General features: G+C 47.0%; 9 protein-coding genes. 4 read left to right on the top strand and 5 right to left on the bottom strand.

What is annotated here, in order from left to right:
- Positions 1-50: 50 nt before the first annotated feature.
- The 4 genes from MC7420_RS08915 to ligA all read right to left on the bottom strand — a co-directional run bounded on the left by MC7420_RS08915 (position 51) and on the right by ligA (position 7,957).
- Entirely contained in the window at positions 51-662 is a 612-nt protein-coding gene (locus MC7420_RS08915; protein ID WP_006099608.1) for a hypothetical protein, read from the bottom strand.
- 212 nt (positions 663-874) lie between these two features.
- On the bottom strand, positions 875-3,595 hold the full coding sequence (locus tag MC7420_RS08910) for a CHAT domain-containing protein (protein WP_006099687.1): 2,721 nt from the start codon (positions 3,593-3,595) through the stop codon (positions 875-877).
- 234 nt (positions 3,596-3,829) lie between these two features.
- Positions 3,830-5,503 carry a chaperonin GroEL gene (gene groL, locus MC7420_RS08905; protein ID WP_006099811.1) on the bottom strand — a complete coding sequence of 558 codons (1,674 nt, stop codon included), beginning with the start codon at positions 5,501-5,503 and terminating at the stop codon, positions 3,830-3,832.
- A 423-nt stretch (positions 5,504-5,926) separates the two neighbouring features.
- Positions 5,927-7,957, bottom strand: coding sequence for an NAD-dependent DNA ligase LigA (ligA, locus tag MC7420_RS08900; RefSeq protein WP_006099986.1), 2,031 nt, complete (start codon positions 7,955-7,957; stop codon positions 5,927-5,929).
- A gap of 257 nt (positions 7,958-8,214) precedes the next feature.
- Here ligA and MC7420_RS08895 point away from each other — a divergent pair, with 257 nt between their 5' ends.
- Both MC7420_RS08895 and MC7420_RS08890 read left to right on the top strand, forming a co-directional pair.
- A complete protein-coding gene (locus MC7420_RS08895) occupies positions 8,215-8,805 on the top strand; it encodes a DUF6940 family protein (protein WP_006099925.1) in 591 nt (196 codons plus the stop codon).
- A 389-nt stretch (positions 8,806-9,194) separates the two neighbouring features.
- A complete protein-coding gene (locus tag MC7420_RS08890; protein ID WP_006099897.1) occupies positions 9,195-10,073 on the top strand; it encodes a Uma2 family endonuclease in 879 nt (292 codons plus the stop codon).
- A gap of 121 nt (positions 10,074-10,194) precedes the next feature.
- Here the strand turns inward: MC7420_RS08890 and MC7420_RS39395 are convergent, their stop codons facing one another.
- Entirely contained in the window at positions 10,195-10,455 is a 261-nt protein-coding gene (locus MC7420_RS39395) for a hypothetical protein (RefSeq protein ID WP_157453091.1), read from the bottom strand.
- On the opposite strand from MC7420_RS39395, the gene MC7420_RS08885 reads away from it, so the two are divergent.
- On the top strand, positions 10,435-11,646 hold the full coding sequence (locus MC7420_RS08885; RefSeq protein WP_006099888.1) for a DUF4336 domain-containing protein: 1,212 nt from the start codon (positions 10,435-10,437) through the stop codon (positions 11,644-11,646). The genes MC7420_RS39395 and MC7420_RS08885 overlap by 21 nt on opposite strands.
- Positions 11,647-11,659: 13 nt before the next feature.
- Positions 11,660-12,049: a nuclease A inhibitor family protein gene (locus MC7420_RS08880; protein WP_006099918.1), complete on the top strand. Its 390-nt coding sequence runs from the start codon at positions 11,660-11,662 to the stop codon at positions 12,047-12,049.
- Position 12,050: the final 1 nt, after the last annotated feature.

The following is a 12,050-nucleotide window of genomic DNA, read 5'->3' as shown; positions in this document are numbered from 1 at the left end:
TCATCGTTAACTCCAATGGCTGATTAGGAAAAATATTTTTTTGCTGCTGATTACATTTTACTGATTTCTTCGATAAAATCAACCGCTCCTTTCGGAGATAAAATTTTACAGTAATGTTTATAGCTCAACGCCTCGAGCAATAAGTTTCCTGTCCTCAAATAAGGAGTCTCTAAACTATAGGATTTATTGTTAATCTTTTGCCAAACAAGTTCGGCACGAGACCAGTCCAATCCGGTTAACTTTTGGCTTTCCCGATAATCTATAGTGATATCGGCAGCTTGATAGGCATTTTTGATATGATCATCAACATAATTGTATGCCCAGTTTAACGCCAGTTCGTTCATTTTTGAGTTAGATTGATGTTCCCCTAGAGAGCGAAACCCTATAGCAGCATCAATGCGATGAGCGGTATTAATTTTGCACCAAATCTGTTCGTAATCAGCGTTAACTTCATTTACTGAAGGAAAATACGTGCTGGTGTAGATTTTGCCATTTTCCACCGTTGGCTTACTTTCCAGAAACTTGTCCAAACGGGTATAGATAGTATTGACGAAATTGTTTGAATTAATCGCATCGCGATGATAGTTTTCTATTATCCGTTGAGCGTAGATACACCAATTTGTTCTGGCTTCTTCAAGAGTGGATGCTTCAATTTTAGACATAGAAGTTACGCCAATACTGCTTGGATAAGACTGATCTCCCCTAGCCCACCTTTAAGATCTCCCTCTTCCCGATTAGATCCCCCTCCCGTCCCCCTTAAAAAGGGGGAAACCAGATGTTGCTTCGCTTTTTGTTCCATGGGGGAAGCCAGCGGATGCTTCGCTTTTGTTTCATGGGGGAAACCAAATGACGAATGACAAATGACAAATGACAACTATAACCAATTACCCACTAATACAAACGGTGCCCAGTATACCGGATTCTGATACTTTTTTTCCTTTAATAAAGAAACTTGAACGCGGCGCAGGGCTTCGGCTTTCGTCAACGTTTTGTCGGTTAATTCTTGATAAAAACGAATCATTAAATCAGCCGTAGCCGCATCATTAACAAACCATAACGTCGCCAAGGTACTACGCGCCCCCGCCCTTACCGCTACACCTGCTAATCCTAACGCCGCCCGTTTATCTCCTGTTGCAGTTTGGCAAGCACTGAGTACCAATAATTCAATGGGTTGGCGATCGCCTCCGGCTCGGGTTTGTAATAATGTGTTAAGTTGATTGATGTTGAGGCGATTATCCCAGGTGAGAATAAAGGTATCTTCCAGTTTTGAACTAAACTGACCATGGGTAGCGAGGTGAACCACAGGAAAGGGTACGGAATCAATTGCCTGTTCAATGGCGGTTGTGGTAAAGTCTTGATTCAGTAGCAGTTGACCGGAAACTTGAGCTTTGATTTGCTGCAATTCGGTTTCCACAAAGGGTAAGGCAGGTAAACCTTGGCGCGATTCGGAAAGTCCGCCTGTGAATGCAGAAATGTCACCTCTTGTCAAGGGTTTGGGGTCTAAAAGTTGCAGTCCCGGCGTATAGGCGATCGCATACTTTTCAATCAGAAATTGGTTCCCATCATGCAGAACCGCCATGGGTAGATTTAGCAGGGGGCTATCCAAGACAAAAACGAGGGTTTTAGTACCACTGGCGGCTAAGTCTGACTCAATCGGGCGAATTAACCAATCATAAAGCTGTTGGGCTAGGGGTAAGTATTCCTCAGATGTCGCCCTAGGATTTCCCCCCATCAACACAATTTGCGCCCGAAAAATGTTTTGCAAGGATTCAGGGATAGTAATTAGCTGTCCGCGATTGGGTTCTACACTTAGGGGAGAAATTGCGGTTCGCAGTTGGCTAAATAGATTGGAGTCTTTCCCTTGCAATCTTGTCCCGAAATGACGCAGGGGCGCATCGGGTAAGGATACTACCACATCCAAGCGATCGCCTAATACAATTGGGTAAATTACCGCCGCATTTTGATCCACTTCGTCAATCACAATCCGGTTCGCATTTAAGCAATCTTCCCGGAAGAAATTGACTAATTCGGCTTGTTGCAGCGATTCGATCACATCGCGGGCTTGGGCTAAATCGTTTTGATCCGGATTATCGGTGGGTGAGGATAATAATAACCGCACCAATTCCCGATAAATTGGTTCTACGCGATCGCGAAACGAGAATTGCACCTGAGAATTAATACTCACCAAATCCCGACGTAAGGATTCTAGGCTATTTACTGCTGCATTATACGCCGCGATCGCACCGTCTCGTTTTCCCTGTGCTTTCAGCAGTCGTCCTAATTGCCACTGCCAATTATAGGCAATATCGGGGGCGTTAATCGACTGGGCAATTACTAACGCTTGTTCGGTTAAGGCTTGCGCTTCTTTCCATTGTTGCGTTTGTTCATAAATCGCCCCTAATTGCCCCAAAGCGAGAGATTGACTGCGGTTGTCTTCAAGCTGTTTCGCTTGTTCCACGGCTACCGCCAAAGACTGGGCAATATCTGAGGTTTTAGCATAATCCTGAGATTGAAGTGTCATCAGCGAACCCGCTAAATTAATTCGTGCTTCTATTGCAGTACGAGACGCCGGGAGTTGACTAATTTGATTTTGCAACGATTGAATAAATGCTGGATCAGCAGAGAGGCTTGGTGTTGCAACGATGAGACTGAGTTGATTGAGTTGCGCTTGAATCCGAGTTGAGGAGTCACCTGAAACCGGATCAGCGGCTTGTTGATAATAATTGAGCGCGGCTTCGATTTGTCCTTGCGATCGCGCCGTATTTCCTAATCCCAGAAAGGCAGCACTAATCTGTTCGGGAGATTGAATCACTTGCGCCACTTGTAAACTTTGGGTTAATCGTTTTTTGGCATCATCCATTGTCCCGACTAAGCGCAGTACATTTCCTAACCGTCTCAAACCAATCGCCTTTAGCGCCGAATCGGGTTGTTGTTGTAATCGAGGTTCAATTTGTTGCAAACTATCTAGGGCGCGGCGATACATCCCTGCCAATTGTAAGGCTTGAGCTTGATTAATTTGACTGTGCAGCAAACCGACTTCATCCTCGGTTTGAGTATAGCTATTGACCGCCGTGGTAAAACTATCTAGGGCGGCTTCTAGATTTCCTTGTGCCAAATACAATTGTCCTTGAACATTAAACGCCGCCCCTTGTAATGTCCAGGTGTCAGGGGTTTGGGCATTGTCGAGAAGTTGTAAGCTAGTGGTAATCGTATCCTGGGCATCTTGCCACTGTCCTAATTGTTGATAGGCTAAGGCTAAATTGGTCAATGTCATGGCTTGCCGTAATCTATCTCCCTGTGATTGGAAAGCATCGGCAGCTTGTTGTAACAGATTAATGGCGTCTGTGTACTGTCCGGCGTCGTAGTGGGTTTTCCCCTGTTGCACGAGAGTTTGCGGCGAAATCGAAGGTTGTGCGGTTGGGGGAAGAGTCGCTTGAGTAGCCAGGAGGTGAGTCAGGGTTGTGACACAGAAGGTTAAGACAGCCAGGAAAACGTAAATGCGGCTAATTTGGCGTTTAATCAGTTGTCGAAGGATTGGGAACATCACCCACGCCTCATCCTGTTGCAAGGGTTTGACTTTCGGACTATATCTCAATTATCCTCATATTCGCCAGTTATTAAGTAGTCGGACAAAAGAAAACAGCATTGTATAGCAACCGCCATGGCTGTTAGGACACATCATTTATTATGTAGAGACGCGCCATGGCGCGTCTCTACTTGCGAAGCGAGTATGACGAAGGACGAATGACTTTCTGCCTTATAGCCAAAAAAGCAGCCTGTCTAACTAGACAAGCTGCTTCGGTCATGAACTATAGCAGATAGGTGAGGACTACATCATGCCCATGCCGCCCATGCCACCCATGCCGCCCATGCCACCCATGCCGCCCATGCCGCCCATGCCGCCCATGTCAGGCGCAGCGGATTTCGGCTCAGGTTTCTCGACAACCAGGGCTTCGGTGGTTAGAACCATCCCGGCAATGGAACCTGCATTCTGAAGTGCTGAACGCACAACCTTAGCGGGATCGAGAATACCAGCAGCAATTAAGTCTTCCAGCTTACCTGTCGCGGCATTGTAACCGATATTGCCTTGGCTCTCTCGTACTTTCTCGACAATCACCGCACCTTCAACCCCAGCATTATCCGCCATCTGACGCAGCGGGGCTTCTAAGGTTTTGGCAACAATATCCGCACCGATTTGCTCTTCAGCATCCAGGTTAGCTTTGATGCCATCAACTTTGGAAATTAAGCGAATCAGCGTGGTTGCACCGCCAGGAACAATCCCTTCATCGATCGCGGCTTTGGTGGCATTCAGGGCATCTTCAATCCGCAGCTTGCGATCTTTGAGTTCCGTTTCTGTGGCTGCACCGACTTTAATTACCGCTACACCACCAGCAAGTTTAGCAATCCGCTCTTGCAGTTTCTCTTTATCGTAGTCAGAATCGGTTTCCTCAAGCTGTTTGCGGATTTGGGCAATGCGCTTCTCCACTTCTGGCTTGGTTTCACCACTGGCGACAATCGTGGTTGAGTCTTTGTCAATTGTGATTTTCCGTGCCGTTCCCATCATCTCAGTAGAAGCGCTATCTAAGCTGAGACCGATTTCTTCGGAAATTAGCTGACCCCCAGTCAGAACCGCAATATCTTGCAGCATCTGCTTGCGGCGATCGCCAAATCCTGGCGCTTTGACGGCGGCGACGTTGAGAACTCCCCGTGCTTTGTTTACCACCAAGGTGGCTAAGGCTTCCCCTTCTACATCTTCAGCAATAATCAGTAGGGGTTTGCTGGCACGGGCAACTTTTTCCAGGATGGAAACTAATTCTTGGATGTTATTAATTTTTTTATCAGTAATCAGGATATAGGAATCTTCAAATTCCACGGTCATCCGTTCCTGATCGCTGACAAAGTAGGGGGAGAGGTAACCCCGGTCAATTTGCATCCCTTCCACAACTTCCAGTTCGGTGGAAAGCGATTTTGACTCTTCTACGGTAATTACTCCATCCTTGGTTACCTTGTCCATCGCCTGGGCAATCATTTGCCCGACTTCCTCGTCGTTTCCGGCGGAGACAGTGGCGACTTGTGCGATCGCATCGCCAACGACGGGTTGAGCCATTGACTCAATTTCTTTAACCAGATGATTTATGGTTTTCTCAATCCCTCGACGTACCGCCACTGGATTAGCACCAGCCGCAACGTTTTTGAGTCCTTGTCGAATCATCTCCTGTGCCAGAACGGTAGCGGTTGTAGTACCATCTCCAGCAATTTCTTTAGTCTTGGATGCGACTTCTCGAATCAGTCGCGCCCCCGTATTCTCTAAGGGGTCTTCTAGTTCAATATCTTGGGCGACGGTGATACCATCATTAACAATCTGGGGAGCGCCAAAGGACTTCTCTAGCAGCACATTCCGCCCTTTGGGTCCAAGGGTAATCCGGACTGCATCTGCCAGAGCATTGACTCCCCGTTCTAAGGCTCGCCGTGATTCTTCGTTAAACGAAACGATTTTTGCCATAGGGTTCCCAATACTTGCTCGTTACTCCATTAGCAAATTTAGCACTCTTGCTACGTGAGTGCTAATTCTGGTGCGGTTCGGTTATTACGGTAGAAGGCAGGAGGCAGGAGGGTAAGAGGTGGTGTGGATTCAGTGGGGAGGGCGGGTTTTGTTGTTCCGTTATCGGTGGGGAGGGCGGGTTTTGTTGTTCCGTTATCGGTGGGGAGGGCGGGTTTTGTTGTTCCGTTATCGGTGACTAGCTGAATTGATTCCCTAAACCCGCCCCTACAGATTCCCTAAACCCGCCCCTACAGATTCCCTAAACCCGCCCCTACAATTGTCCCTAAACCCGCCCCTACAGATTCCCTAAACCCGCCCCTACAATTGTCCCTAAACCCGCCCCTACAATTGTCCCTAAACCCGCCCCTACAATTAACTTATTACCTATTCATTTAACCATTGTAAAAGGTCAGATTCACTGATCTGATTAATCCCTAATTCTTGGGCTTTTTCTAATTTAGATCCGGCATCTTCACCAACCAATACATAATCCGTTTTAGAACTAACTGAACTGGTTACTTTCCCGCCAGCGTTTTGAATTAATTTTTTTGCATCATCTCGCTTCAGTGTGGGTAATGTTCCGGTAATCACAAAGGTTTTTCCCTGCAACGGTTGAGATTTTGCCTCCGCAGACGCTACTTTTGGTTCACCAGCCAGTTGCAAATTTGCTTCTCGCAGTCGATTAATTAAAGTCTGATTACTGGGAACTCGAAACCAATCATTAACCGATTGGGCAATTTCCGATCCAATTCCATAGACGCTTTCAATATCAGTAACACGGGCTGCGGCTAATTGGTCTACACTAGGAAACTGTTGCGCTAAAATTTGAGCATTCACAGTACCCACATAGCGAATCCCTAAACCATAGAGAACTCGTGACCAGGGTTGAGTATTGGATTGTTCAATCTGATTAATTAATTTCTGAGCGGATTTTTCACCCATCCGTTCTAAATTAGTTAATTGATCTAAAGTAAGTTGATAAAGATCAGCAACGGAATGGACTAAACCCGAATCGACTAGCTGATTCACCAGCTTTTCTCCTAACCCGTTGATATCCAATGCACCACGACTTGCCCAATGGTTGAGAGAACCTTTGACAATGGCGGGACAAGAGGCATTAATACAGCGCGTTACCGCCTCCCCTGGGGGACGCACGACGGGTTGATGGCACACCGGACAATCAGTAGGCATTTGTACGGGTTTAGCCTCCGGTGGACGCAATTCGGGAAGTACGCGCACGACTTCAGGGATAATTTCCCCAGCTTTGCGAACGATCACGGTATCACCGAGATGCAGATTTAACTCCTCGATGCGATCGCGGTTATGTAACGTCGCCCGTGAAACCGTTGTCCCGGCTAGCTGTACGGGTTTGAGTTCGGCGACTGGGGTTAAGGCACCCGTTCGTCCCACCTGAACTGTAACATTTTGCACCAGTGTGGGAGATTCTTCGGCGGGATACTTGAGTGCGATCGCCCATCGGGGAAATTTTTGGGTAAAACCTAACTGTTCTTGCAGCGAAAACGAATTCAGCTTCACTACCACCCCATCCGTCATGTAGGGTAAATCACGCCGTTGACTATCCCAATATTGATAATACTCCTCCACCTCTGCCAGAGACGCGCAACGTTTCCGATTTGGATTCACCCGGAATCCCAAATCCCGCAGGAATTCCAACGCCTCCCATTGAGACTTGAGAGTGGGTACGGTTTCCTGTTCCTCTGATCCGGGAAGATGTAAGGTATAGGCAAAGAAATCCAACTGTCTGCGATCGACAATTTTTGGATCTAATTGTCGCAACGTACCCGCCGCCGCATTCCGAGGATTCGCGAATAACGCTTCCCCAGCGGCTTCTCGTTCCCGATTAATCCCTTCAAACACATCCAAGGGCAAAAATGCCTCGCCTCGCACTTCTACAATTGGCGGCGGTGTTTCCGTACTTAACCGTAAAGGAATCGAGCGAATCGTGCGAATATTCTGGGTAATATCTTCCCCCGTGACACCATCGCCCCGTGTAACTCCCCGCACTAATACACCGTCTTTGTACGTGAGTGCGATCGCGGAACCATCGATCTTCAGTTCACAGACATATTCTACATTCTTGACATCTGGTGCATAACGTTGCCATCGTTCTTGCCACTTCGCCAACTCCTCTAAATTAAACGCATTCTCTAAACTATAAAGGGGGATATTATGGCGAACCGAGGAAAATTCTGATGCAGGTTTCTCGCCCACGCGCTGCGTCGGACTATCCGGCGTCACTAACTCCGGATACTGGCTTTCTAAATCTTGCAGTTCCCGATAGAGTTGGTCATAGACAGCATCCTCCATCATGGGATTATCGCGGACATAATAAGCATAACTCGCTTGTTGCAAAAGGTTTCGCAGTTCTTGAACCCGCTGTTTAACATTAGTCATTAGTCATTTGTCCTTCGTCATTCGTCATTTGTAATTCTATAAAATCTTTTTTCCCATACTTCCAATCCCTCTGCGTCCCTCTGCGCCAACCTCTGCGTCCCTCTGCGTTAAAAAATTATATCAACTTGCACGTTTACCTTCATGGATCAAAATCCAAAACTCATCCATTAATTTAACTTCTTTTAAATCAAATCAAACAGTTATACTGAGTAAGTAAGCGACTTATCTAATCATCAAGCAAAATACCGAATCTCTCAATGTGGCAATCATCCATCGAATCACTCAACGCGGGTCGGATTCAGAAGATTTCTCTGCTGTCTAATAATAACCCAATTCTCTACTCAGAAATCATCCAGCTATGGCAGCATAACCCGGATTTTCGGGCATTCTTCATTTCCCTACTCGCCGATGCTCCATTTTCCGCCTTTTTCTGGGAAACTCCGCCTATCACCGACGCGACAGTAAACCAGGTATTCGAGTTTGTTCTCGTCAATAGTCCATCCCTGGCAAATGTACAAGCTGATCCCAGTGATTTTGCTCGCCATTTTTCCGCCGCCGGAGAAAACAAGTCAATTGTGACATTTCCCAATCTGGGAAAGGATGCGTTGCTGGTTGTGCCTTGTCCCCAAGCTTCTATGTCTCCATACTGCCATCTGGCGGCGTTTATGCGTGACGCACCCGAACATCAGCAGCACGCCTTGTGGCAAAATGTGGGGTCAGCGTTAGAACAACGGCTGAATCCGCGTCCCACCTGGGTAAGCACCTCCGGGTTAGGGGTGTATTGGTTGCATATCCGGCTAGATTCACGCCCGAAATACTACACTTATCAGCCATACAAAGTTATTTAAACTTTACCCTGACATAAGACATGAAGACCAAAAGTATCTGTCACCTAACAGATAAGAACCTAAGAGTGATTGTGTAGGGGCGATTCGCTTATATCAATTAACAACACCAATCCACTGAATAGACTCGGGTCGCCCTTTAATAGTCTTGCGTTTAGTCTAAACTGAAATAATTACCGATATCTGATGCAGGGCGACCCGATAAAATTAATCGGTGGGCGGTGTTAATTTGGTGCGGCGGGTCGCCCCTACAAGGTGTCTTTTATGATGATTGATAACCCTTGCTTACCTGACTACTATGATTAAGCCCAAACATTGTGTCACACTATTCAAATATAAGTGCTAGACCAACCCTGAAATTGAGTAGATTCTCTGTTACCTGTGATTAAGACATGACTCAAACCAAAATTGATTTACCCCCTGCCTTTCCTGACCATACCCAACTCCCCGAATCTGATGGTACGTTTGTGAAAAATTTCCAAGAACATCCTCAAAGCCTAATTTTGACCGATTCCATTGGTTCAGTTTTGCAGCAACTCCATCCCGATGGTGACTACGCTATTGGGCAAGACTGCGGGATTTATTGGCGCGAAACCGAACCCCCAGAAAAAGGCGCAGAAGCGCCCGATTGGTTCTATGTTCCCAATGTTCCCCCATTACTGAATGGTGAAATCCGCCGTTCTTATGTTCTCTGGCGGGAATTGATGGCACCAATGATTGCCTTAGAATTTGCCAGTGGCAATGGAGACGAGGAACGAGATGCTACACCCTTATCGGTTTCCGCTGAAGGAGAAACCACTAAACCCGGTAAATTCTGGGTGTATGAACGGATTATTCGCATTCCCTACTATGGTATTTTTGAGGTCAAAACTAGAAAAATGGAGGTTTATAATTGGCTGAATTTTTCTTATCAAAAACTCCAACCGAATGAACGGGGTCACTATCCGATTACGCCCTTAGGAGTAGAACTGGGACTTTGGCACGGGACTTATCAAAATCAAACTCAATATTGGCTGCGTTGGTGGGATAGTGAAGGCAATCTTTTGTTAATTGGTGAAGAACGCGCCCAATTAGAACGTCAACGTGCTGAACAAGAACGTCAACGTGCTGAACAAGAACGCCAACGTGCTGAACAAGAACGCCAACGTGCTGAACAAGAACGTCAACGCGCCGAACAAGAACACCAACGCGCCGAACAAGCCGAGCAAAAATCGGCAAGATTGGCGGAACGATTAAGAGCCATGGGCATTGACCCGGATTCGGAAGAGTAGTGGCGTGGCACACCTTAAGTGATGGATTAGAATTGGTTCGTAGTGAGGGCTTCAGCCCTCTTCAGCTAAGCGTTATAGCACTCTTCGTGCTTACTACAAACAAAACCCTATTTTAGGTGTGTCACCCCAGTAGTGGCGTGGCACACCTAAATTGATAGATTAGAATTACGGAAAAGAAACCGTAGGGGCGCAAGGCTTGCGCCTTTCCCGATACCGCATCAGACGGGAAATTACGATAAAACTTTTTTGCTGTCGTGACGTACAGCGTTTTGGTGGGGGCGCTTCCGGTTGTAGAATAATAGGGGAAATTTCCCGCCCAACAGGTTGAGTCTTCAGAAAATACAGGAGGAATGAACCGCAGATGCAGGAACACCAGGGTCATCCGAGCATCCACTCTCAAGACTGGTCATGGTCGCTTTGGTTTCCTGTACCCCTGTATCCTTATGGCAAACGACGCACTATCCGTGTGGAAGTGGTGAAGGATAGGATTTGGACGTTTGACCAGATTCAGGGGATTCTCTATGTGGTTGTCCCGATTCGGATGACGGTGATTAAGCTGGATGCTGGAGGGCTGTTGGTTTATGCGCCTGTTGCACCTACCCCGGAATGTATCCGATTAGTTCAGGAATTGGTGGCAGAACATGGTGAGGTAAACTATATCATCCTGCCCACAGTTTCGGGGATTGAACATAAAGTGTTTGTCGGTCCTTTTGCCCGCAAGTTTCCCAACGCCCAGGTGTTTGTGACGCCGCACCAGTGGAGTTATCCGGTGAATTTGCCCCTGAGTTGGCTGGGGTTTCCCAGGAAACGGACTCATGTTTTACCCGCCGATAGTCGCCAAACGCCTTTTGCTGATGAATTTGATTATGCTGTATTGGGTCCGGTTAATTTGGGATTGGGACCCTTTGCTGAAGTGGGATTTTGGCACAAGCGATCGCGCACGCTTCTGGTGACGGATACTGTGGTTAGTGTACCCGAAAATCCGCCTGCGATCGCGCAACTTGATCCCTATCCGTTATTATTCCATGCCAGAGATCATGCCTTGGATATCGTTATCGATAATAAGATGACTCGCCGCAAGGGATGGCAACGTATCTGTCTGTTTGCATTTTTCTTCCGCCCCAGCACCTTGGACACAATACCCTTCACTCAGACGTTACGGGAAGCGAGAAAGGCACCGGATTGGTCAAAGCAAGCCTATTTTGGTTTATTTCCCTTCAAATGGAAACCCGGTTGGCAAAAATCCTTTGACGCTTTGCGGGGAAATGGACGTCCCTTTGTTGCGCCAATTCTGCAAACCTTGATTTTGAATCGCGCACCGAAAGAAACGCTGAACTGGGTGGATAAGGTAGCGAGTTGGGAGTTTGAACGGATTATTCCCTGTCATTTGGAGGGGGCAATTGCGGCAAATCCGGAACAGTTTTGCCAAGCGTTTGGGTTCCTAGAACCGGATTTAAAGGGGAGTAAAAATGGCGGGAATCCAGATAATTATCCCTTGCCCGATCATGATTTTGAACTGTTACGGCAAATCGAAGCAACGTTAAAGCGGCGGGGTATTTTACCGCCAGTGTAATTCCTCTAGAAATATGAACGGAATTGACCAGCTAAAGAAGAGTTCAGAGGGTTTACTCTGGATAAGCGAAGCCAATTACCCATTTGAGATTTTCACCTGGGACAATACAGACATTCTCACCTCAGCGCTGGTGTTAAAACGTGCTGGCTATCCACCGGATACACCCATTGAAGTCCAGACCCTTGATCAGTTTTTCGCCCCAGCTACCACAGAGGAGGATTGGCACAATGAAGCGGAAAAGGCACAGGTGAAGCAATACCAAGCCTTGGAACAAACGCTCTCAGATTGTCTCACCGATATTCAGGTTTACCGTTTAGGGAGTACCACAATTGATATCTACATCGCAGGTAAAACAGCAGAGGGGACGGTGGCAGGTCTTTCAACCAAAGTAGTAGAGACGTAGC

Origin of the sequence: Coleofasciculus chthonoplastes PCC 7420 (assembly GCF_000155555.1) — a bacterium.
Lineage (GTDB): Bacteria > Cyanobacteriota > Cyanobacteriia > Cyanobacteriales > Coleofasciculaceae > Coleofasciculus > Coleofasciculus chthonoplastes_A.
This window is presented reverse-complemented; position numbering and strand designations above follow the sequence as displayed.

Excerpts from the sequence above, each read along its gene's own strand:
- MC7420_RS08915 (WP_006099608.1), bottom strand. The coding sequence starts at position 662 with ATGTCTAAAATTGAAGCATCCACTCTTGAAGAAGCCAGAACAAATTGG.
- groL (WP_006099811.1), bottom strand. The coding sequence starts at position 5,503 with ATGGCAAAAATCGTTTCGTTTAACGAAGAATCACGGCGAGCCTTAGAA.
- ligA (WP_006099986.1), bottom strand. The coding sequence starts at position 7,957 with ATGACTAATGTTAAACAGCGGGTTCAAGAACTGCGAAACCTTTTGCAA.
- MC7420_RS08895 (WP_006099925.1), top strand. The coding sequence starts at position 8,215 with ATGTGGCAATCATCCATCGAATCACTCAACGCGGGTCGGATTCAGAAG.
- MC7420_RS08890 (WP_006099897.1), top strand. The coding sequence starts at position 9,195 with ATGACTCAAACCAAAATTGATTTACCCCCTGCCTTTCCTGACCATACC.
- MC7420_RS08885 (WP_006099888.1), top strand. The coding sequence starts at position 10,435 with ATGCAGGAACACCAGGGTCATCCGAGCATCCACTCTCAAGACTGGTCA.
- MC7420_RS39395 (WP_157453091.1), bottom strand. The coding sequence starts at position 10,455 with ATGACCCTGGTGTTCCTGCATCTGCGGTTCATTCCTCCTGTATTTTCT.
- MC7420_RS08880 (WP_006099918.1), top strand. The coding sequence starts at position 11,660 with ATGAACGGAATTGACCAGCTAAAGAAGAGTTCAGAGGGTTTACTCTGG.